General features: G+C 46.7%; 20 protein-coding genes. 14 read left to right on the forward strand and 6 right to left on the reverse strand.

The genetic code is table 11. The annotated features are described in order from the left end of the window. Positions 1-11: 11 nt before the first annotated feature. The 4 genes from glpK (at position 12) to pafA (ending at position 5,079) form a co-directional block, all read left to right on the forward strand. Positions 12-1,505, forward strand: coding sequence for a glycerol kinase GlpK (glpK, locus tag JO154_RS26090; protein ID WP_291952060.1), 1,494 nt, complete (start codon positions 12-14; stop codon positions 1,503-1,505). A gap of 22 nt (positions 1,506-1,527) precedes the next feature. After that, positions 1,528-2,256, forward strand: a complete 729-nt coding sequence (locus JO154_RS26095; protein WP_291952061.1) for an MIP/aquaporin family protein — start codon at positions 1,528-1,530, stop codon at positions 2,254-2,256. Between the two features lie 131 nt (positions 2,257-2,387). Continuing rightward, positions 2,388-3,314 (forward strand): glycerophosphodiester phosphodiesterase family protein, encoded by a 927-nt coding sequence (locus JO154_RS26100; RefSeq protein WP_291952063.1) that lies wholly within the window; start codon positions 2,388-2,390, stop codon positions 3,312-3,314. A gap of 106 nt (positions 3,315-3,420) precedes the next feature. Then, the gene (pafA, locus tag JO154_RS26105; RefSeq protein ID WP_291952065.1) at positions 3,421-5,079 is read left to right on the forward strand and encodes an alkaline phosphatase PafA; all 1,659 of its coding nucleotides are present in this window, start codon (positions 3,421-3,423) and stop codon (positions 5,077-5,079) included. A 140-nt stretch (positions 5,080-5,219) separates the two neighbouring features. On the opposite strand, the gene JO154_RS26110 is transcribed toward pafA, so the two are convergent. Next, complete coding sequence (locus JO154_RS26110) at positions 5,220-6,320, reverse strand: serine hydrolase (protein ID WP_291952067.1); 1,101 nt, start codon at positions 6,318-6,320, stop codon at positions 5,220-5,222. A gap of 161 nt (positions 6,321-6,481) precedes the next feature. Here JO154_RS26110 and JO154_RS26115 point away from each other — a divergent pair, with 161 nt between their 5' ends. The 4 genes from JO154_RS26115 to JO154_RS26130 all read left to right on the forward strand — a co-directional run bounded on the left by JO154_RS26115 (position 6,482) and on the right by JO154_RS26130 (position 10,975). After that, positions 6,482-8,563 carry a TonB-dependent siderophore receptor gene (locus tag JO154_RS26115; RefSeq protein WP_291952069.1) on the forward strand — a complete coding sequence of 694 codons (2,082 nt, stop codon included), beginning with the start codon at positions 6,482-6,484 and terminating at the stop codon, positions 8,561-8,563. Between the two features lie 14 nt (positions 8,564-8,577). Continuing rightward, positions 8,578-9,168 carry an HmuY family protein gene (locus JO154_RS26120; RefSeq protein ID WP_291952072.1) on the forward strand — a complete coding sequence of 197 codons (591 nt, stop codon included), beginning with the start codon at positions 8,578-8,580 and terminating at the stop codon, positions 9,166-9,168. Between the two features lie 18 nt (positions 9,169-9,186). Next, complete coding sequence (locus JO154_RS26125) at positions 9,187-10,134, forward strand: DUF6607 family protein (protein ID WP_291952073.1); 948 nt, start codon at positions 9,187-9,189, stop codon at positions 10,132-10,134. A gap of 145 nt (positions 10,135-10,279) precedes the next feature. After that, the gene (locus tag JO154_RS26130; RefSeq protein WP_291952075.1) at positions 10,280-10,975 is read left to right on the forward strand and encodes a M17 family peptidase N-terminal domain-containing protein; all 696 of its coding nucleotides are present in this window, start codon (positions 10,280-10,282) and stop codon (positions 10,973-10,975) included. 74 nt (positions 10,976-11,049) lie between these two features. Here JO154_RS26130 and JO154_RS26135 read toward each other — a convergent pair whose 3' ends face one another. Further along, positions 11,050-13,932 (reverse strand): glycosyl hydrolase family 18 protein, encoded by a 2,883-nt coding sequence (locus JO154_RS26135; RefSeq protein WP_291952077.1) that lies wholly within the window; start codon positions 13,930-13,932, stop codon positions 11,050-11,052. Between the two features lie 353 nt (positions 13,933-14,285). Here JO154_RS26135 and JO154_RS26140 point away from each other — a divergent pair, with 353 nt between their 5' ends. From JO154_RS26140 to JO154_RS26150, 3 genes are all read left to right on the forward strand, one after another. Then, positions 14,286-15,053 (forward strand): hypothetical protein, encoded by a 768-nt coding sequence (locus JO154_RS26140; RefSeq protein WP_291952079.1) that lies wholly within the window; start codon positions 14,286-14,288, stop codon positions 15,051-15,053. A 405-nt stretch (positions 15,054-15,458) separates the two neighbouring features. Continuing rightward, complete coding sequence (locus JO154_RS26145; RefSeq protein ID WP_291952081.1) at positions 15,459-16,505, forward strand: glycoside hydrolase family 130 protein; 1,047 nt, start codon at positions 15,459-15,461, stop codon at positions 16,503-16,505. Between the two features lie 21 nt (positions 16,506-16,526). Continuing rightward, positions 16,527-17,003, forward strand: a complete 477-nt coding sequence (locus tag JO154_RS26150) for a GNAT family N-acetyltransferase (RefSeq protein WP_291952083.1) — start codon at positions 16,527-16,529, stop codon at positions 17,001-17,003. Positions 17,004-17,043: 40 nt separating this feature from the next. On the opposite strand, the gene JO154_RS26155 is transcribed toward JO154_RS26150, so the two are convergent. After that, entirely contained in the window at positions 17,044-17,547 is a 504-nt protein-coding gene (locus JO154_RS26155) for a GNAT family N-acetyltransferase (protein WP_291952085.1), read from the reverse strand. Between the two features lie 169 nt (positions 17,548-17,716). Between JO154_RS26155 and JO154_RS26160 the strand changes: the two genes are divergently transcribed. After that, positions 17,717-18,169: a response regulator gene (locus JO154_RS26160; RefSeq protein WP_291952087.1), complete on the forward strand. Its 453-nt coding sequence runs from the start codon at positions 17,717-17,719 to the stop codon at positions 18,167-18,169. On the opposite strand, the gene JO154_RS26165 is transcribed toward JO154_RS26160, so the two are convergent. The 3 genes from JO154_RS26165 to JO154_RS26175 form a co-directional block, all read right to left on the reverse strand. Next, positions 18,154-19,404, reverse strand: a complete 1,251-nt coding sequence (locus JO154_RS26165) for a PAS domain S-box protein (protein ID WP_291952089.1) — start codon at positions 19,402-19,404, stop codon at positions 18,154-18,156. The two genes, JO154_RS26160 and JO154_RS26165, sit on opposite strands and share 16 nt — an antisense overlap. A 233-nt stretch (positions 19,405-19,637) precedes the next feature. Next, positions 19,638-20,399, reverse strand: a complete 762-nt coding sequence (locus JO154_RS26170; RefSeq protein WP_291952091.1) for a hypothetical protein — start codon at positions 20,397-20,399, stop codon at positions 19,638-19,640. A 184-nt stretch (positions 20,400-20,583) separates the two neighbouring features. Next, positions 20,584-21,579 carry a hypothetical protein gene (locus JO154_RS26175; RefSeq protein ID WP_291952093.1) on the reverse strand — a complete coding sequence of 332 codons (996 nt, stop codon included), beginning with the start codon at positions 21,577-21,579 and terminating at the stop codon, positions 20,584-20,586. Between the two features lie 121 nt (positions 21,580-21,700). On the opposite strand from JO154_RS26175, the gene JO154_RS26180 reads away from it, so the two are divergent. After that, on the forward strand, positions 21,701-22,294 hold the full coding sequence (locus JO154_RS26180; protein ID WP_291952095.1) for an RNA polymerase sigma factor: 594 nt from the start codon (positions 21,701-21,703) through the stop codon (positions 22,292-22,294). 57 nt (positions 22,295-22,351) lie between these two features. Beyond that, complete coding sequence (locus tag JO154_RS26185; RefSeq protein WP_291952097.1) at positions 22,352-23,536, forward strand: FecR family protein; 1,185 nt, start codon at positions 22,352-22,354, stop codon at positions 23,534-23,536. The last annotated feature ends 66 nt before the right edge of the window (positions 23,537-23,602 follow it).

The raw sequence follows: 23,602 nt of genomic DNA on the forward strand, positions 1-23,602 counted from the left end.
AATAGAAAAACATGAACATGTACGTAATGGCACTAGACCAGGGCACTACCAGCTCCAGGGCCATCATTTTCGACAAAGCGGGCAGCATCCACGCTGTGGCGCAGAAAGAATTTACCCAGATCTTCCCGCAACCGGGATGGGTGGAACATGATCCAATGGAAATCTGGAGTAGCCAGATAGGAGTAGCCACAGAAGCCATGGCTAAAGCAGGATTGGCAGGCACTAACATCGCGGCAATTGGTATTACCAACCAACGCGAAACAACGGTGGTATGGGACCGCACTACCGGCACCCCAATATATAACGCTATTGTGTGGCAAGACAGACGTACCGCAGCCTATTGCGATAGTCTGAAAGCCGCCGGCAAAGCGGAATTGATTCGTGAAAAAACCGGATTGGTCATCGATGCTTACTTCTCCGGCACTAAAATAAAATGGATCTTAGACAACGTGGCCGGCGCGCGTGAACTGGCTGCCAAAGGCCAATTGGCATTCGGTACCATCGATAGCTGGCTCGTATGGAACCTTACCAAAGGCGCTGTGCATGCTACGGATATTACGAATGCTAGTAGAACGATGCTGTTCAACATCCACACCCAACAATGGGATACGGAATTACTAGCACTGCTGGACATTCCAGCTTCTGTACTACCGGAGGTGAAAGAGTCCAGTGAAATTTGCGGTCATACTGCTACTGGTGTTTTCGCCGCAGAAATACCTATCGCAGGGATTGCAGGGGATCAGCAGTCGGCCCTCTTCGGACAAATGTGTACCGAACCAGGCATGGTGAAAAACACCTACGGCACTGGATGCTTTATGCTGATGAATATCGGCGAGAAACCGATTCTCAGTAAAAATAACTTGCTCACTACTGTTGCCTGGAAGGTAAACGGAAAAGTGAACTATGCGCTGGAAGGTAGTATCTTTATTGCAGGCGCTATTGTGCAATGGTTGCGTGATGGACTGGGTATTATCAGGTCTTCGGGAGAAGTGGAAGCCCTTGCTGCTAGGGTATCTCAGAACGATGGAGTATACTTGGTGCCAGCTTTTGCAGGCTTGGGCGCTCCACACTGGGACCAGCACGCACGCGGTACGCTCGTTGGCATGACGCGCGGTACTAACGCCGGTCATATTGCCCGCGCCGCCCTGGAAGGTATTGCTTACCAAACAATGGACGTGCTGAAAGCCATGGAAGCGGATTCACAGCTCTCCATTCAAGAATTGCGCGTGGATGGTGGCGCTACTGCTAATAATCTGCTGATGCAGTTCCAGGCGGATATCTTGCAAACACAAGTGGTAAGACCTGGCATCACAGAAACCACTGCGCTCGGAGCTGCTTACCTCGCAGGACTGGCAACCGGCTACTGGCGCGACCTAGAGGAGATCCGCAGTCAGTGGAATATGGAGAAATGCTTCTCCCCTGCTGGTAACGCAGACGACCGTACGAAATGGATCGCTGGCTGGAACAAAGCGGTAGCCACCGCCAAAACATGGGCTCAACTGTAATTTTATCAATCAATACTACGTTATGACTCCCTTTCTTGCAGAATTTATTGGTACCGCTGCCTTGCTCCTATTGGGCAACGGCGTGGTAGCCAATGTGGTACTCAACAAAACAAAAGGTAACAGCAGCGGCTGGATCGTTATCACCACCGGCTGGGCGCTGGCTGTATATGTGGGCGTGGTAATCGCCGGTCCTATTAGCGGTGCACACCTGAACCCTGCGGTAACCATCGGTATGGCGGTTGCAGGCAAGTTCCCCTGGTCGCAAGTGCCTTCTTTTATCTTAGCGCAAATGCTGGGCGCTATGGTGGGCACCACGCTGGTATGGCTGAACTACAAAGATCACTACGACAATACCGCCGATGCTGGCTTACAACGGGCTACCTTTTGTACCACACCGGCTATACAAAACATTCCCCGCAATGTACTCTGTGAAATTACCGGCACATTTGTGTTGGTCTTCACAGTGTTTTATTTCGCAGGTGGTGAAATGGTAGACACGAAGGCGCCTATCGGCATGGGCTCTCTTGGCGCTATCCCAGTAGCTTTCCTCGTATGGGCTATTGGTTTATCGCTCGGTGGCACTACTGGCTACGCGATCAATCCTGCGAGGGACCTAGGCCCTCGTATCATGCACCAACTGCTGCCTATCAAAGGGAAATCCGATAGCGATTGGACTTATTCCTGGGTGCCAGTGCTCGGCCCTATTGCTGGCGCTGCGCTGGCTGCTATTTGTTATACAGCCCTTAAATAAAGGAGTTTTTTTATTTATTTCTTTCCGCGCTCCGCGCGGAAAGAAACAATTTCAATCGTTGGATATCCGCGGATACCTGACGCAATCGAATGATCATTTACCGTGATTCACAACGGAAACCTATATTTACAATGAAAAGAAATACCAGATTATCCATGGCAGCACTCACACTTGCAGCCGCATCTCTGGCAGCGTTCAATGTCGCAAAACCAGCTCCTGGAAAGGAACAGGACCCGAAAGTATTTAAAGTAGGCCACCGTGGTACCCGCGGACTCATGCCGGAAAATACCATTCCTGCTATGTACAAAGGACTGGAATGCGGCGCTAATACCATTGAATTCGATATTCATATCACCAAAGATGGAAAGGTAGTCGTATATCACGATGCTTCCTTTACGCCTTCTTATACTACCATGCCCGATGGCAGCGATATTCCGGCGGCAGATAGAGCAAAATATACTTTATACCAGATGAACTACAGCGACATCCGCCCTTTCATCATCGGTGAAAAGCCTTATCCCGCCTTCCCAGAGCAGCAACGCATGCGCAGCTATGCTCCGCTCCTTTCAGAAATGATCGACTCCGTAGAGGCCTATACGAAAAAACATCATCTCCCTGCACCCTACTACCTGCTGGAAATAAAATCTTCCGCTAAAACAGACGGTACGGAACAACCCGCACCAGAGGAATTCATCACCAAGATGATGGCGGTTAAACAATTGAAGAAACTGGGCAACAGGCTGTATGTCCAATCCTTCGATATGCGCCCACTGCAAGTAATGCACCGCCGCTACCCTGCCATAAAATTAGGATTCCTAACCGGAGATAAGAAAGCCAATTTCGAAGATAATATGAAAGGACTGGGATTTACACCTTACTTCTATAATCCGTCCTACGACCTCGTTACACCAGAACTAGTTGACAAAGTTCACGCACAAAATATGGTGATAGTCCCCTGGACAGTCCAAGAAGTTTCCAAAATGCAAGAACTCCGCAAATTGGGCGTAGACGGGATTATCAGCGATTATCCTAATCGATTTGGGGAAGCTGGCCTATAAAGCCAGTTTACCATTCGCATAAAAAAATGCCGGTTTCAGCCTATAATTCAATAAGTTTGGCGCTTCTTTTTAACACGTAATTAAATTTATCAATATAATTAACGTTATGACTGTAACAAAAAGAATGGTGAGCACACTGATGTTGGCTGCATTTGGAGTAATGCAAGGTTTATCCGCAGCCGCACAGGTAAATGCTAAGCCCAAACTGATTGTAGGAATTGTGGTGGACCAGATGAGATGGGATTACCTGTACCGTTATTACGACCGCTATGAAGCCGGTGGATTCAAACGTATGCTGGGAGAAGGTTTCTCCTGCGAGAATACCTATATTAGTCACCTGCCTTCTTTCACTGCGGTAGGCCATAGTACCGTTTATACCGGTTCTGTTCCTGCGATTCATGGTATCACTGGCAACGACTGGACCGACCAAGTAACTGGCAGAAGATGGTATTGTACGGAAGATACAACCGTTCAAGCGGTAGGTAGCAATAGCAGCGCCGGAAAGATGTCGCCCCGCAACCTGCTGGCATCTACTATCACCGACGAACTGAAAATCGCTACCAACTTCCGTTCCCGCGTAGTGGGCGTGTCCCTGAAAGATCGCGCTTCTATCCTCCCTGCCGGACATACGCCCAATGGCGCTTTCTGGCTGGATGATGCCAACGCCAGCTTCATCACTAGTACTTACTATATGAAGGAGCTGCCAGAATGGGTGAAGAAATTCAATGATCGCAAAGAGCCACAGCAATTGATGTCGCAGCCTTGGAATACCATGTATCCAATTACCTCCTACACCAATAGCGATGAGGACAATAGCGCATGGGAAGGCACTTTCAAAGGTGAAAATTCCCCTGTATTCCCGCATAACCTGCCTGCGATTTACAAACAAGACCCAGGAAGTTTGCGTACTACCCCTTTCGGAAATACCCTGACCCTCGATTTTGCGAAAGCAGCAGTAGAAGGTTATGACCTCGGCAACAACCAAGTAACGGATTTCCTGACCATCAACTGCGCTTCTACCGACTATGTAGGGCACCAGTTTGGCCCGAATTCTATCGAAGTGGAAGATACTTACCTCCGCTTAGACAAAGATCTCTCTGCTTTCTTTAGCTTCCTGGATAAACGCGTAGGAAAAGGCAACTACCTTGTATTCCTGACAGCGGATCACGGCGCAGCACATGCGATCGACTACATGAAAGCACATAATATTCCGGCTGGCCTCAACCAGGACAAGAAATTGATCCAGGATCTGAACGCCGTACTGCAAGCGAAATTCGGACTGAGTGGCTTAGTAAATTCTCTCATGAACTATCATGTAAACTATGATCTGAAGAAAATAGAAGCCGCTACCAACGTATCTTTCGATGCTATCAAGAAAGTAACTGTAGAATGGTTAGTAAAACAACCAGGTATCCAATTCGCTGCGGATATCGATAATATCGGTTCCAGCGCTATTCCTGAGCCTATCAAAGCGATGGTGGTGAATGGTTACAATCCAAAACGCTGCGGACAAGTAATGATCATTCCAGAACCAGGATGGTTCTCCGGTCCTTCCAAAGGTACTACCCACGGCAACTGGAATCCTTACGATATCCATATTCCACTGGTATTCATGGGCTGGAACATCAAACATGGTTCTACCAACGATATCACGCATATGACAGATATCGCCGCTACACTGGCCGCTATGCTGCATATACAAATGCCGAACGGTTGTGTGGGCAAACCGGTAACTGCGATTACCACTACTGCCAACGCTCAGTAATATTTTTCATATAGCCGTAAGGGTTAGAAAAAGCGAGGCTGTGTCAAAAACCCAAAATGGACGTCTGCGACGTCCATTTTGGGTTTTTTTTCATTGTCCCTGCCCGACGGGCAGGGACAACAGACAGCAAATTTTCACCGTCATTTCATGGATTTTCCGTAGCTGCTTTTTAGTAGTCTCATGATCTGTCTGACCCCATTGACGGTACTTTCAGAAAAAGAGTTGGTGAGAATAATATATGCCCTATTTCGACGGCGATCTATCTGTACAAGGGAATAATAGGTCCCTGCTGTACCCGAATGGGTTGAAAAGCTATCGTCCTTCTCATAAATGTTAAACCAGCCCAGGGAATACCCAGGAATTCCTTCATGAATAAAATGATAGGTAGCAGCTTTCAGGTAGTTATTATTCCCTTTTAGTCCATCTAAGTGGAGCTGAATAAATTTAATATAATCTGTCAGTTTAGCATTTAGGTCGCCGGCCGGCTCCGTATAGTCCAGGTGATAATCCGTAGTGGAAGGTACAGGTACCAGTTTCCCATTTTCGTCCATATGCCCCCAGGTATCTTTACTGGTCTGATTATCCGGCCAGGAGAACTTTATGTCCAGATGAAGATCATGATTTAATACCTTGTCAACCAACTGTTCCCAGCTCAACCCGGTCACTTTTTCGATCATTAATGTAGCCAATGTATAGCCCGCATTAGAATAGACAAAGGGATGTATTGAATCCAGTTTCACAGGTTCCAATTGTAGTACAAACTGGGCAAACTGCATTCTCTTTTGTTGGCTGGAGCCTTTAAACGGCGGGATAATCGGATCATTCTCTCCCTGGAAGGGTTGGATCCCAGCCCGATGTGACAATAAATTTTCAAGGGTAATGGCCTCATATTCTTTTTTTGAATCCTTTCTCCAATCGGGGAATATATCAAAAAACCGGGTGGACCATTTTAACTTGCCTTCTTCCACATACTTCGCAATTATAAATGCGGTCATAGCCTTGGTATTGGAGCCCAGGTGGAAACGGTCATTTACGGTGGCCGTATCCAGCAGATTAACGGTGTGATGTCCCAGACAGGCAATTTCCAGGACATTTTTATCATCGATAACCGCGTAGCTTAGTTCAGGAATATGACTAAGCTCCCTGATGGAGTCAGCGGATCGATAATGCTGTTGTGTAAAACCTGTAATAGAAATGGTTAACAATACGATGCAGATCGTGGTAAACAAAATTCGGTTCATCGGATGAATCATTTAGTATCATAGATACGACATTTTCCGGAAGAATTTATGGAGAACTGCTCTCTTCATTTTTCCCATTTCCATAAATCTATTTCCCGATAGCGTAAGCATCCCAAAAATATCAGCCATTACATTTGCTGGGCAATTCAGACCCAAGTAAAATGAATAAATATTTACTGACATTAACCTGCATCATGCGGGCAGGACTCCTATTTGCCCAAACCGACACCTGTACTAAGCAGCAATCGTTGCAGGAAATAGTGGTAACCGCCACCAGGAATGAACAACTCATCAATAAAGTTCCTATACCCGTTACCGTTATTACCAAACAACAGTTGCAATCTTCCGGGGCCTTGCTGCTACAGCAAATCCTCGCGGAACAAACCGGTTTGTTTATCACTTCCAATCATGGTACTGGCGTGCAAATGCAAGGGCTAGAAGCGGAATATACCCTCATTCTCCTGGACGGAGAACCACTGATAGGCCGAACCGCCGGCACACTGGATCTTTCCCGTATTACAGTGAGCAATATCGAACGCATTGAAATTATTAAAGGGCCGGTATCCTCACTATATGGCAGCGATGCACTGGCAGGGGTGATTAATATTATCACCTCCAATCGCACTGATAAAGGTAGTACCAATATTACCGGTAGATATGGTTCCAACCGAACCTATAACCTAGATGCACAAACGAAAATACCCTTACAAAAAGGACTTTTTTCTTTCGGGTCCAACTACCTGAACAGCCAAGGGTATACGCTGGGGGAAAGTCAGGGAAGTCCTACCGTAGCGCCTTACAACGCACTCACCTTGCAATCCCGCTGGCAGCAACAATGGAGCAACAAATGGCAAAGTACCCTCTCCGGCCGCTTTTACCAGCAACGCTACAGCAGCTATTTCCAGGATGCAAAAGGTCCGCTGGATGATAACGGCCGAGAACAGGACGCCAATCTTTCTATGAATGTGAAACATAGTCCTACAGCTCATTTCACACAGGTATTCCGACTCTACTATTCCAGGTATGCTACCAAAGAAGATATGTTATATAAAGACGACAAGTCCGCTTACGATGCCTCGTTCTTCACCCAGCAATACCTGAAGCCAGAGTACCAGGCCGACTGGCAGCTCACGTCCAAACACCAACTGACGGCCGGAACAGGATATATCCATGAAACGATATCGGCTACACGCTATGACGATAAAATGGCCTTTAACACGGGTTATATTTTTCTACAAGAAAACTGGAAACCTGGCGACAAGTGGAATATCCTCGTGGGAGGCCGATTTGATATGCATAACCAATACCCTTCCCAATTGAGCCCCAAGCTTTCTGTGTCTTATCAATTCCTGCCGCAATGGCGCGTAATGGGCTCTGTAGGCCGAGGTTATAGAGCGCCCGACTTCCGCCAGTTGTACCTGCACTTCAACAATGCCGCGGTGGGATACACCGTCCTGGGGACCAAGCTTTTGAGCACTGTACTCCCAGAAATGGAGAAACAGGGGCAAATCAAGCAACTGGACGTCTCCCTACAACAACTACGTGAGCTGGATGCAGAAAGCTCCTGGTCGTATAATACCGGCATACAAGGTACTCCCTGGACCGGCACCAATGCACGGGTCAATTTCTTTTACAACCGCGTCCATAACCTGATTGATACCCGCGCCATCGCGGAAAAGACCAATGGGCAAAGGGTATACAGCTATATCAATGTAAAGAGCATCACCACTTGTGGCGCAGAAGCAGAACTCTCGCAGCAACTGGGCAAATATTGGCAACTGGCGGGCGGTTATCAATATCTCCGTACCCGCGACAATGAGCTGTTTAACCAGGTAAAAAACGGGCAAGTATACACTACTGATCCCGTGACCCGCGAAACGAGAGCGCTCAAACGCAGTGAATATTTCGGACTGTTTAACCGCTCTCATCATACCGCCAATTTCAAAGTTGCATATATACAACCCCGTTATGGTATCGACGCCTATGTGAGGGTGTTGTACCGCAGCAAATACGGGTTCACAGATGAAAACGGCAATAACACACCGGATCTGAAAAGTGAATTTGTACCAGGGTATGCCACGGTGAATTTGTCGGTCGCCAAATATTTATTAGAAAAACGTTTACGCGTGCAGGTTACCGCCGACAACCTGTTTAATTATTCAGATTATCAGCATATTCCCACCATGCCTGGCCGATTATACGCCATTACGCTTGGTTGGTACTTTCAACATGGAGATAAATAAAATCAGCAATAATTATGAGAAAACTTCATTTACCTATGGGCATCGCAGCCCTGACAGTGGCTGCCCTGCTTTCTTCCTGTAGTAAAAAGGATGACCAGGCAGCGCCACAAAAACCTACTATTGTTTCCACCACTGCCGTAAACGTTGATGCAGATGTTGCCAATAAAGGGTCTTTTACGTTATATAATTTGGCCGATAACAAAGTAGTACCCAACAGCGACTCCGCCACTTCCAAATGGGATATTGGTTTTCGGGCTACCAGCATTATTGTGAATGGTGGTGTAAGCGGCCCCGGTAGCGCCGCTGCGCAAGTAGTCAGCGGTGTATACAATGACCTCAGCCTGGCGCCGGAAAGCGGCTATGTTACAGATGCAGCAGCCACCAAAGCCATTGCTGCCTGGTATACTTACAATATGGATACGCATATTATCAGTCCTACCGCTGGTAAATTCATCGTACTAAAAACAGCTAGCGGAAAATATGCCAAACTGGAAGTCACCAGTTACTATAAAGATGCGCCAGTACCGCCTACGGCCACTTCCGTTAGCAGGTATTATCATTTTAGATATGTACTCCAAGCCGATGGCACCCGCAATTTTAAATAACCTTCAAATTATTTTTACATGCATAAATTAACCTTCGCCCTATTGGCAGGAAGCCTGATTTCCTTACAAGCAAGCGCACAGCAGAAAGCCACCAACAAATTAGCCCAGGACAAAGCCGCCATCAAAGAAATGTGCGGCTGCCAGGAAGTAACCTTTGAGTACACAGAAACATTTCCATATGATACCAGTTACCAACCTAAAGGGTATCACAAGATTACCGACGCGGTGGAATATGTGACAGTAGCCGAAGAAAGTGATAAACGCATTGTACTACAACACCTGCTGGTAGCTGGCGGCGAGGTCATCAAGCATTGGACGGAAGATTGGCAGTACGAAAACCGTACCCTCCTGGCATACAACAAGGATAACCAATGGAAAAAAATCCAATTGCCCGCAGCACAAGTACAAGGCCAATGGACACAAAAAGTATACGGCGTAGATGATGAACCTCGCTATGAGGGCACTGCTACCTGGATACATGCAGACGGCCGTCATTACTGGGAATCCGCCAGTGATGCGCCGCTTCCACGCAGAGAATATACCACGCGCAAGGATTACAATGTACTCCATCGTATCAATCATCATGAATTGACAGCCACTGGTTCTATACATGCCCAAGAAAACCTGAAAATCCAACGGACGAATGGTCAGGATAGAAAGTTAGTTGCTGAAAAAGGGCTGAACACTTACAATCGTACAGACGCCAGCAAATGTGATAAAGCCAAAGCATGGTGGGAACAACACCAACAATTCTGGGCGCTGGTACGCAAAGAGTGGGATAAATTATACAATACCCAAAGCCTCATTCAGCTACAATCCATCGTCAATAATGAACCGCTGTATAAGGCCATGAACACGCTGGAACAAAAAGCATTCAAACAGGAATTGCAGGGAACGGCATTATCCGGTGAGATTGCCAGCACGCTGAAACAGTTTAGTACCGCAAAAGAAGTAACTCTCAAATAAACGTTATCCTACATTTCCCGATTATTGAATAAACAGCAGCAGGTCTCAGTTGGGGCCTGTTGCTGCTTTTTGTGCCGTGTACCTACTCCGCCAAAGGCCTGGATATCTCCCGAAAAAAAACTAACTTAATGGCACAAATCATCTTATGAAAAATTTGTTCGGCTTACTCCTTTCTTTCCTCCTCGTCTCTCCCGCGATGCATGCCCAAGTCAAACAAGGCGATGCAAAATTATGGGGCACCAGGATGGGCGTTAAGATCATCGGCCTGGTGGAAGGCCCAGCCACCGCCAAGGTAGACCTACAAGTGGCCTGTGTTTTTGAATATACAGAAGGGGATATTTACAATTCTCCTCCTGCCCTGCCACCGGCAGCCAATGGCATGCAACACCTAGATAAAGCTCTCCATGGCGTCATCACGGATATACGAAAAACAGGGCAGTTTGAAGGACATACTTACGAGACCATCCTCTTGGACCCTGCTCCTGGCACTATCAAGGCCAAAAGGCTCCTGCTCATTGGCCTAGGCAATAGAGATCGATTTGACGCCGGTATCATGAAAGGTGTGGGGACTATTGCACTGAGAGAAGCCCTCCGCCTGAATGCCACTTCTGTGGGCATTGCCAGCGATTTGAAAGACGCAGGTATTGACAGTCCTACCGCTTTGGTGGCTGAAAACATTACCACAGGCGCATTACAAGCCTGGAAAACACAGGCCTATCTACGACAGAAAGGATATTCCAATAAACCTATACTGAACAAAATTATGCTGCTCGCGGGCCAGGCCTTCTTTGAAACGGCCGGCACTGGGATTGTCAAAGCATTAGAGAAATTTCCACAATAACGTGGATGGATATACTACCAACAAAAAACCTGTTGTCCTATCGACAACAGGTTTTTTTGTTATAAAAGCAGCCACTATAATTTTATCAGTTTCACACTGCTCACTTTGCCGGTATTGCGACTAACAATACGCACAAACCAAGTACCAGCAGGCACTTTGCTGAGGTCCAGCCGCACTTGTTGTTCTCCTTTAGCGCCCGGCGTATGTACCTGTCGTAGGATGGGGGATGCACTATTCAATGCCGTCACTTCTATCAGTATTTGATCCCCGCTATTGGCTTGGAAACGCAGTTGCGCTTCCCCAGCAGCTACCGGGTTCGGATATACGACAATCGCATCTGAAGGGCCTATTTCCGGCGCTGGCGCTTTCGCCATACTCGCAGTTCCTGTGATGGCCGCCAGGCTACCTGTACAGGCTCGTACTAGCAACCAAGGTTGTCCATCGCCGGTGCTGATATCTGGACGGTTGTTTTGTGTCCACCATTTGGCTTTGTAGAGATTGCTGTTATAGACAGCGGAATCCCCACCCCAGTAAGCTTTTGTAGGGTCCCATAGTGGGATACCATTGCAGGTATTACTACTGCTGCCATTCACCGTGATATTCACTGCAGCGCTGGTCGTAGTGGCGTTACTGTTATCCGTGGCTTTGGCGGTGAGTACATAACTTCCGGCGCTTACATTACTCCAGGTATAAGTATAAGGCGCTGTGGTAGCGGTATACAGCAAAGTGGTGCCATTGTAAAATGCCACCTGCGTAATAGTGCCATCCGTATCAGCAGCAGTAGCGGAAATAGTAACCGTGGCGGGCGCAGTGTATACGGCATTATTCGCTGGTGCCGTAATACTCACGGTAGGCGGTTGATTGGCCGCGGTAACGGTTACATGAATGGTATCGCTGGTGGTCACTGCTCCGAGGTTATCTGTGGCCTTGGCGCGGAGCGTATAGCCTCCAGCGGCAACGCCTGTCCAGTTGTAGGAATAAGGCGCAGTCGTATCCGTAGCCAGTAAGGTATTGCCATTATAGAAGGCTACCTGCTTCACTACCCCATCACTGTCGGACGCCGCTGCGGTAATTGTAATACTGGCGGGCGCGGTATAGGTAGCATTATTCGCTGGGGCGGTAATGCTTACCTGTGGCGGTTTATTGGCAGTACCCGTCACCGTAATATTCACCGCAGCAGAGGTGGTGCTGGCATTTTTATTATCTGTGGCAATGGCTTTCAGGCTGTAACTTCCTGCAGACACACCGTTCCAGGTATAGCTGTAAGGCGCTGTGGTAACTGTTCCCAACAGGGTATTTCCATTATAGAAAGCCACGTTGGATATCACGCCGTCGGAGTCCGTCGCATTGGCGGTGATCGTAATATTGAGGGGGCCTGCAAATGTGCTGTTATTTGCGGGAGACGTGATCTGCACCACCGGCGGCTTGTTCGGCGCAGCACCGGAGGCGAATACCTCATTGATTTTGTTCACCAACGGACTGGTGGTATTAGGGCAGTAAATCAGTTTACCAAAGGCAGTTGTACTGCTGGTCATATTCAACATATCCCCGAATACCTGCCATACGATCACCCCAGCTAGGTTATTATCCTTGATATACTGGGCTTTTGCGGCTATTGAACGAGGGTTGTCATAACTCAGGAAAAAGTTGCCTTTGGTCATATAGGGCACCTGTGCAATGCTATCCCAGTATTCTGTCCAGCCACTGGTGGTTTGTTGCAGGATATAGCTATAAGTAGGCGTACCATCGTACAGGTCTTTCGCCCAGTTGGTATAGTCGGCGCAGGTTTGAATGGGCCCATCCGGTTGCACAGTTTCAGCGCGTTTCACCGTAGGGGCATTCAACGTCGCATTGCCATTGGTGATCACACCACGACCATAGAATGGAGCGCCGAGGGTTACTTTGCTCATGTTTACGCCTAATGTACGCAACGCAGTGGTAGTGGCATTGAGTGAGAAGTTCGTATACTCTGCTCCCGGATAATCATACAGTGGCGCATTATGGCCTGCTTTGTTGGACCATCCGCCATTGTAATCGTACGTCATCATGTCGAAATAATCCATGGAATTGTTTAGGCGCGCCCAGTTGAAGCCTTGCAGTTTGGAGGGCGATGCAGAGAAACAGGCGGTAATCAGTTTGTTGGGACCTATCGCAGCTCTTACTTTTTCAACGAGTACAGCAAAATTCGTATAGTCGGCACTGCTATAGTTGATGATATTCATGCCAGGATCGTTGGGATATTCCCAATCGAAATCCACGCCGTCAAATCCCATGCTGATCAGCGTTTGCACGCTGGCGATAAAACGATTGCGTTTAACAGAATCGGCTGCCATTTCAGGGTAGTGTTTGCACATGCTCCAACCGCCGATGGAAGCGAGTACTTTTACTCCTTTCTGGTGAGCCAGGTCTATGATGCCGGGAGCGCCACCAGCTTTGTGAATAGAGAGCGGGAAGCTACCGCTCTTGCCGGTGTTGACATTGGTCCATCCGCTACCACTGTTGCGGTAACCAAGATTGTAGGCATTACTGCCATCGCTGATATAGTACAGAATTTCTAGTTCTCCATACAGCAAGTACATATCCCAACTGCTGTAGATGTCTTCATCCACCAGGGGTGCAGGCGCCTGTACTGCGCTGGCCTGGTAAATGTTTTTGTTGCGATAATCGCCGCTGTGCAACGAACCATCTTGTGCTACGCCGAAAAAGGAGAAATTAAGGATCGTGTACTGGGAATAATCCACATTGAGCTGGTTATAGCCCCCCGCGGGAACGATGCCGGATACATTTTTCCAGGCATCCCATTGTGTGATGTAGCCAATCACTTGTTTGTTGTGTTGTGCAGTGGTAGCAGGAACAGGAGGACTTACCTGTGCTTGCACAGACCAGGATAACAAAAGGCAGCAGCACAGGGAAACCAAGCCCCCCCATACGCCGTAACGGATAGAATTGGTGGTCATACAGATAGTTTAGAGATAAGGGTGGATAATAAATACTGCAGATCTACAGGTGAATGCCTCGCGTTAGATAATGCCCGACCGGTTAATGGTTTATGTCAGATTATTGGTTGATACGGGTTTCAGGTATATGCACAAGTACCGGGTTGCTCTGTAGGTGGGAAGTCGGGCCAATGGCCAATTAGTACTATCCTTCTTAAAAATATTTTTCACCGCAACCTTACTGCAGGAAAGATTTTGGTGATATGAATAGATTTGTATTAATTGCAGCACTATTTCAATTAGTTATCACTCCTGACCTTCTGCTAACCTTACAAAATAATCAACATAACCCTTATCATAAACCAGAATTTACTATGAAAAACACCCGTCTAAGTGACCTATTATTGCAACTGCTTTGCGTCTTCATGCTGATGGCTACTATATCTTGTAGCAAAAAAGACGCCTCCTCTCCTGCGCCCATCGCTACCGATAGCGCTCGGTATGCCAGCGCTATCCATGATGCGATGACGACCGACAGTTCAAAAATCATTGATACACTGTGGCCAATAACGTCAACGAACACACGATTACAGTGGAAAACCATCAATGGTAAACAATATGTACTGATGGCCACTTTCATGCGTTTCCCTTCCAGCTATCCGCAGGGCGACAGTATCACCACTACTTGGGGCGAAGCCTGGCTCTTTGCGCCATCACAGATGAAAGCCAAACTAGCAGGGCTGGCTGCCGGTACTGATACGGTGCTACGTATATGCCAGTTACTAGGACTACCTCCACGCAATGCTAAAACCAATACGCATATCGCGCAGATGTGGGTGCCTACCTCCCAGCTTTATCGCCCGGCAGGTAATCCGGATATTACCACCACTACCACCGGTCCGGTGCCACTGTCTACTGTTGGCAATGATTACCTGACTTGGTTCAATAACTATATCATCTATGCGTATTATCATCCGCTGACCTCCAATACTGATTTCCACTATCCATGGACCAGACTGGGATATACGTATGACTGGGCACCAGGTGCTACCAAGGTGGGTATGAGTGAATTTGTGATGAAAGCGAGTACAGGTGTCTGGGTAGAGAAAACCACTACAGCAGCAGATTTCCTCAAACAATAAAAAAATATGGTTCCGCTATCTTCCGAATAGCGGAACCAACTGCACATTTTGAGGTTTCCAGTAACAAGGACGATGTACTTTGATGAAAAAGTGGGTTTTCATGGAATAGTAGTTTACATCACATTCTACCGTTTGACAATGCAATATTAATCCATTGATAGTGAAGCAAATAGATCGCATCGGGAAAAATATTTTCCAATTCGGGAATTGCTCCTATTATCTTTACTACCCTGACTAATCCTGTTACTATAAATGAAAAAAATATTATTGTCTGTGATATTGCTGGTAGCAGGTCTAGCCCTACGGGCACAAACAGTTTTTGAAAGCAGCAGGCAGCCCCTAGGCTGCTCTTTTTACGTATAGGCATGAGGGTTATTTTTTTTCACGGTAAAAAAATAAGGTAATATGACAGATATTGCACGCCGTTTTCCGCAGAACCCATTGTTACGCCCTGCGGATATTGCTCCCAGTCAGCCTGGCTTGGAAGTAGTTTGTTTGCTGAACCCTGGCGTATTCCGCTATCAGGGGAAAACATGGCTGGCCATCAGGGTGGCGGAACGCCCGCCGCAATTGCCCGATATCATTTCTTTTCCCATCCTGCAACCGGGGCATAGGATGCTCATCAAGGATATCCATACCAATGATCCGGACCTGGTAATGACCGATGCCAGGGTGATTACTTACAAAGGAGCAGATTATCTCACCACCCTCTCCCATCTACGGCTCCTCTCCAGCACAGACAATATCCATTTCCAGGAAGATCCCGCTTATCCGCCAATTTTCGGACAGCCTGGCCTGGAATCCTTTGGGATAGAAGATGTACGAGTGACCGAAATGAACGGCACTTATTATCTCACCTATACAGCAGTGTCGGAGAATGGCGTAGGCGTGGGGATGAAAACCACCCGCAACTGGCAAGAGTTTGAGTCGCACGGCATGATTATACCACCGCACAACAAGGACTGTGCAATTTTCGAAGAGCAGATCCACGGTCAATATTACGCCTTTCATCGTCCGAGTAGTGTAGCGTTGGGTGGCAATTACATTTGGCTCGCGTCTTCCCCTGATACTATTCACTGGGGGCATCATACCTGCATAGTGCGCACCCGTCCTGGTTATTGGGACAGTGAGCGAGTGGGCGCAGGTGCTGCGCCTATACGCACCAAGGAAGGTTGGCTAGCCATTTATCATGGCGCCGATGCAGCGCATCGTTATTGTCTGGGGGCCGTGCTGCTGGATTTACAAGATCCTTCCAAAGTACTGGCCCGCACAGAAGATCCCATCATGGAGCCGCTGGAAAGCTATGAACTGAATGGATTTTTCGGGAAAGTTGTTTTCACCAACGGGCATATTGTAAATGGCGATGAACTACTGATTTATTACGGGGCTGCTGATGAATATGTATGTGCCGCCAACTTTTCTATCTCCGAAATCCTTCAGCAATTACAGTAAGGATACATTACCTTTGGCAGCATGAAATTGACAGCGGCGGATATAGTAATCGAAACCTTAGACACATCAGGACCCTTGCCTATGGCCTTATTGCTACTGGCAGACCCTTCGGAGAAAATGATACAATCCTACATCTACCGGTCTCGCATATACGTAGCAGTGAAGGCAGAACAGACGATCGGTATTTGTGTAGTATCAACGGATGATGCCGACCATTGGGAGATACGGAACCTCGCGGTGGAAGAAGCTTTTCAGGGCCAGGGATTGGGGCAGTTGCTCCTACAACATGTCATAATAGAAGCCAGTAAACACCAAGTTCCCCACCTGTTAATCGGCACAGCAAATTCCTCTGTGGGGCAATTATACCTTTACCAGAAAATGGGTTTTGACATTTCAAGTATCAGGAAGAATTTCTTCTTGGAACATTATGATACGCCATTAGTGGAAAATGGCATTCCCTGTAAACACATGATTATGCTCGAAATGACTTTGCGGTAGTGATCTGACGGCATTCCGGACTGCCGCAGATAAAATACGCCTACAACTTAATCTCGAAGAGACTGAAAGTCGCGTTTTGATAATGTGCTGGTAATTCAGGGGAATTACATTTCACAATACCTAGGAACTGGAAACCACAGCTCATGTAATAGGCATTGAGCCTGTCGTTGCCACTGCCTGTATCCAGGCGCAGGTACTCCCGCCCATGTTCGATGGCATATGCCTTTGCCCATGCTACGATGTGACTCACATAGCCCTTGCCCCTATAATCAGGATGTGTGGCTATTCTGTGGACATACAGGGATGGCTCATTGTCCTTTTCCTGCCAGATATCCGGGTCATTGAAAGTGGTGGCAAACACGCATACCACCACCCCATCTTCCAATATTTTCCATTGGCGTTGTGCAGTTATTTCACGGGCAACCATCTCCCGATCAAATCCTTGCCAGTGGCGAGTTGCATGGAGTTTTTGAAAAGCAGTTCCAGCATCATACAGGTCAAATATCGTATTGATATCTTCCATAGTGCTATTGATAATTTGCATAGTGGATCTTTTTACCCTGCAAAAATGAATGATTCAAAGGAACTAAAACAGATTCAGTTTTATTATTTTAGACCAGATCAGATGTCATCTATCGCTGTACAGAATTCATATAGCAATATATTTTAAGCATGCGCAACCAACGCCTATATTTAACTGTTATCAGGATACTATGAATAACAAAAAGATTTTGTTGGCGGATGACGACCGGGACGACCGCGATTTGATCCGTGAAATGTTAGAACATTTCGACCCCAAAGCAGAAATAGTTTGTTTACAAACAGGTCAAGAAATTTTCGGGTACCTCAGAAAATGCGCAGCGGCAACGTTGCCAGATATCATTATGCTGGACTACAGCATGCCCCTCATGAATGCAGCAGAGGTGCTGGAGCTGCTACACCAGGAGCAGTTATATCCCAATATCCCCAAGGTGGTATGGAGTACATCTGCGGCGCCGGAGCATGTAAGTCGGTGTATGGCATCAGGCGCTGTCGCCTATTTTTCTAAACCTGTGACCGCTGCAGAGCTATCGGCTATCGCGATGAAAATATTGGAACTGTGCCCACAGCGAGTCAATATTAGTCAAGATGTGCAGGAAAATACCAGTGATTATGCGGGCAGATAAATGTCGAATGATGCGCCCTGTCCTATTTTGCCAGAGGCATAGATGCTGCCACGGTGATTCTCCGTAATTTTTCTACAGATGGCGAGTCCTATACCCGTTCCTGGAAATTGTTCCCGGGTGTGCAGTCTTTCGAACATTTCAAAAATCTTCTCAGCATAATGTTGTTCAAATCCTATCCCATTATCACAGAATTTGATGTGATATACCCGCTCATTTTTGCCTGCCATCCAATGGGGATGGGACTCCAGGGCACTTTCTATCACAATTTCTGGGGAAACCGCCTTCTGTCGGTATTTCAGGGAGTTACTAATCAGGTTTTCAAACAACTGTCTTAATTGAAATGGAATGCCATTCACTATAGGCAGGCCTTTTATTTGGATATGCCCATGTACTTGATCTAATGTATCCCGGAAGAAAAACTCCAGTTCTTGGAGGGTTTCCTGCAAGTTTACCTTTTCAAAGGGCATGTCTTGCTCGGTGATCCGGGTGAAGGCTAGCATATCATCAATCAATTGCTGCATGCGACTGGCCGCGTCCGCGGAGCGTAAGAGGTATCCTTGCTGCCGGCTATTCAGATGGAGTCCTTCTGCTTGTAGTACAATGGAATTGTAGAGCTGAATTTTACGCAGGGGTTCTTTCATATCATGAGCGGCTGCAAAGGCAAATTTCTGGAGTTCCCTATTCTGCGCTTCCAATTGCTGGGTATAATTCAATATTTTTTGCTCTGCATTCCGTCTTTCGGTAAGATCGCGGGTCACTTTGGAGAAACCAATGATGTTATTCTCTTCATCATGTATGGTAGTGATCACAATACTCCCCCAGAAGGCGGTGCCATCTTTGCGTACCCTCCAGCCTTCGTGTAAGGCCTTACCCTTAGCTACCGCTTCAGCGATCAGTTGCTCCGGCAAGTGATGGCGCTGATCTTCCAGCGGATAAAAGATCCGAAAATGTTGCCCTACTATTTCCTGCTCCGTATAACCTTTTATCTTTTGTGCCCCTTTATTCCAGTTCAACACTATACCGTGGATGTCCAACATTAATATGGCATAATCTTCCACCTGCTCAATCATCTTATGAAAGCGGGATGATTCCTCATCGGCTGAAAGTGCCTGGATATGGTTCATTCCTGTTGGTTCCAATGTATGCTCAGCAGTTACAGCAATATTAGGTTGGGTTACTGGAGAATCGGAGTTTACAGGTAATGACTTCTTCGTGGATTGGTCATCTTGTACCATCTATAAACATTTTTAATCAACAAACTGGGTTTATTCCATCTTACCGCGACTTACTCGTTGTTGCATTAAAAACGCTCATCAACAATTATACCTATATGCATGTGGCCATTTTCCTTAAAAATATTTGTATGATTTTCAATTATTTATACGCTAATTTTCGCTAAAACATTAAAGCGTTACGACAGCAGTTGAGGAAGCGTGTGTAAATAAATTTACACAACCTGCGCATTTCATTATTCAATAGATTTATTCAACAACAATCCCCATTTCATTATTCTTCGCAAAGGGCCTCCTACAGGGTAATTCCGGTGTATATAACTGGATTGCATACTCGTAATACGGAACAACTGATGATTCCGCATATAGCTATCTACCCGCTTTTCAAATAGCTCTCCGCCATATGCAGGGTACCGTTCAGACAAGACATGGTGCTCTCCGTATATGGGTTTACGAAAGTCGGCAGTCCGAACCAGGTAACACTGATCCGAGAATCCATAGCCCAGATAAAAACCATCCAGGGAGGTAAAGGCCTCTGATGCAGCATGTTCAAACCTATAATCCCAGGTGGCATTGGCCACCAGTATATCTTTTCGGGTATCCATGAGCTGCATGGCGGCAGGAATCCAATTATGATCGGAGCCATCGGGGATACTGTCGCTGGAGAAATGCAGGAGAAAGGGCGTATTACAGAAATAGATGCCGGCCAGCTCCGCGATGGAATAGTAATAGCCTCCTTTAAAATCTTGCTTCTCCAACTGGAAGAAATCCAAGATAGCTGCGGCATGTTCTTCTACGTGTATCCATCGGTCTAGCAGACCTGCCCGGATCAATTTATCCGCTTCCCGTTTTACTTTCTCGGGGTTGTTGACATTATTGATCAGGACTGTTTTTTCCTGGAAGGGGTAGCCACAACGATCCAGGATCTGCCGCATTCTGTTGGGATGTAATACAAATTCCCAGTCGTTTTCATAACATTTGGTTTCAAAGGTGATCATATGCAATTCAGTACATTTGGTTTCAAAGGTGAGTATAGGTAACTCAGTACATTTGGTTTCAAAGGTGAGTATAGGCAACTCATTTTGTCACAAAAAATACCAAATGCCAATGGAATAAAAAAATATAGGCAATAAAAAAGCAGGTACATGGCGTACCTGCTGTTAATGTATTTAGTGAATAAAGTTATCTTCTAACGCCCATGATATCGGAGGTTTCTTCCAGGAACCTGTCAATTTGCTTGGTGCCATTGAAGTTACGCAGGGAGATAAACCGACTTTTATTGGTGTTAGGTATTGCGAATTCCATCCTGATCTCTGTTCCAGAATACGTGAAGTTTGTAGTTTTTCTCACGATGTGGAAGCGTACAAAATCGGTGAACATGTATTCTTTTTTGACGAACCCGAAAAAATAAGTACGGACCATTTTGCCATTTTGCTTGTCGAACATGCAGGAGCCGTAAGCATACGCAAAGATGACCAGCAGTACAAAAGGGAACCATACCGCGATGTTGTGGGCGGTACTATTGCCCTTATTGGCAAATTCCGGATGGGTAAGTCCGTATATCCACCAGGCCAGGAGTGCCAGCACAAAGATGATCAAGCCGATTTTCCTTTGCTTCAGTTCATAGCCTCCATCTTTCGGGGAGTAGAAGCTGAAGTCAGTAATAGGTACATAAGTGGCCACTGGTCTGGATTCGGCAGCACCGAATACCATATGATCCAGCGCCGGCAGTACCTCTTCCTGGAAAACGATGGCATCTTTGTCGTTCCATCCGCCATAGTAAGAGGAAATCGTATGTCCCTTACCGTGGCGATTTTGTTTGGTGAACGCTCTGAAAACAACGCTGGTATTGTGCGTCACACCCTGGATAGCCGCGAGATCATCGAAGCTAATACCGGAAGTGGAAATCAATCCGCCCAGTTTTCTGAAAAAGCGTCTTTGTCCGGCATCAAAGATGACAATGGTATTACCATAGGCAAACCATAATGCGCAAAAGAATACAACTATGGCGTAGCCATTGATTGCGGAAGCTCCCTGTTGCAGCCTTGGGGAGTCTCGAACACAGAACGTCCATAATGCGATGAGGATAATGCCGACAACTACGGCGATGGGTCTGTAAACTCTGAATGGGTAAAGCTGAATCTTATCTGCTGCGATCAGCCATTTGGTTTTTCTCATACAGCGAAAATAAAAAATTTTCTATTTTCTACTGTTCTGACCGGTATTAATTTGTATAAATTTAAAATTGGACAATAAATTTAACTTCAAAATTGTATTTTAGTTTCCAAATCGTGATTCAGTGAGCAATGAAGAGGCTATTCTGTTAGAGGAGTTGCGAAAGGGCAATAAGACGGCTTTTATAGCCTTATACAACCAACATTACCCATCGCTATACTCCTATATCCTACACTTTATCGCTATCCCCCAACTTGCCGAAGATGCCTTACAGGAAGTATTCATCAAGATTTGGGAGATCAGGGAGCGGGTAGATCCTGAGCGCTCTTTCAGGGGTTATCTTTATCGGATTACCCGCAATCACGTCTTTAAATTATTGAAAAAAATTGCCGCAGATGAAGAACTACGAAGCAGAGCCATGATGGAATTGCACCGTCAGACGGAAGATGCGGACACCCGACTATTATGGAAACAGTATGAGGCATTGCTGCGAGATGCCATTACACAGTTGCCCCCACAAAGGCAACGTGTATTCCGGCTCTGCAGAGAAGAAAGTAAATCTTATGAGGAGGTCGCAACTGAACTGGGCATTTCCAGGAATACAGTGAAAGAACACATGGTACTGGCGCTGAAAAGTATTCAATCCTTTTTTTACGAGCATGCAGACGGTACTTTACTGCTCCTCCTCTTTACGGATGTATTGATCAACCAGCATTAACCAAAATTTTTTTTCGGCCCGACCCACCCTACCTTCATTTTTTGGGATAGTATATATATGCCGACAGAAAAGAACAGTGAATATTACCAACTGCTGCTGCAACGATGGCAGGAACGGAAATGCAGTCCTACAGAGGCAATGGAGCTAATGGATTATATCCAGCGCCCAGAAGCCGACCGTACACTGCTTACCGCTATCCATGTCGCTTTCCGCCAAATGACAGACAATAGCAATGCGGATGCAGGAGAACCGGGCAACCGGGTCAGAAAGGCATTACTCCAACATATTCATTCCACAGAAAAACCAGCAAAGCCCTGGTTCATTACCAGATGGAAATACTTGGCAGCAGCGGCTGTCGTCTCCCTAATCACTATCCCGGTTATACGAAATTCCTGGAAACACCAGTCATCCCCGCAACAACCGGCCATCGCTGCCACCCACGATATTGCTCCGGGGAAAAACAGGGCGGTACTTACCCTCGCCAACGGAGAAAAAATCGTGCTGGACAGCGCCGGCAACCAGATAGTAGGGCAACAAGGCAATAGTTCTATTTCCAATAACAATGGCCAACTGGTGTATACCGCGTCTACCAATACTACGGCCCCGGTATACAATACACTGTCTACCGCTCCCGGTGAAACCTATACGCTTTCACTCGCCGACGGTAGCCGCGTATGGCTCAATGCCGCCTCTTCTATCCATTTCCCGGCTTCCTTCTCTGGTAAGGAAAGGCATATCAGCCTGGAAGGAGAAGCTTACTTTGAAGTGGCCGCCAATCCCCAGCAACCATTCCGTATTACGGTACAAAATACCACCATTGATGTACTGGGCACCAGTCTGAATATTAACGCCTATACAGACGAACAACATATCAGCACTACCCTACTACAAGGCTCTGTGAAAGTTAGCAGCAATACGGAAAGCATGCTGCTCACGCCCGGCCAACAATCGCAAGTGGACAATGCTGGGAAAATGCGGAAGCTGGACCATATCAATACGGCGGAAATTATTGCCTGGAAAGAAGGACTGTTCCAGTTTGAAAACACAGACCTAAACACGGTATTACGACAGTTTGCCCACTGGTACAACGTGGAAATTGTCTATGAAGGCCATATCAAGCCAAGGAAGTTTTTCGGCATCATCAACCGCAACAGCTCCTTGATGAACGTACTGAAGATGCTCAACGCCAACGATATTTCATTCCGACTAGAAGGGAAGAAACTCATAGTACAAGGGGATTAACAGTGAACAATCATATCAACCAAAGCAACTGACAGGAACAAGAGAATTGCAACCTAACCACATATC

Origin of the sequence: Chitinophaga sp. (genome assembly GCF_019236475.1) — a bacterium.
Taxonomy (GTDB): Bacteria; Bacteroidota; Bacteroidia; order Chitinophagales; family Chitinophagaceae; genus Chitinophaga.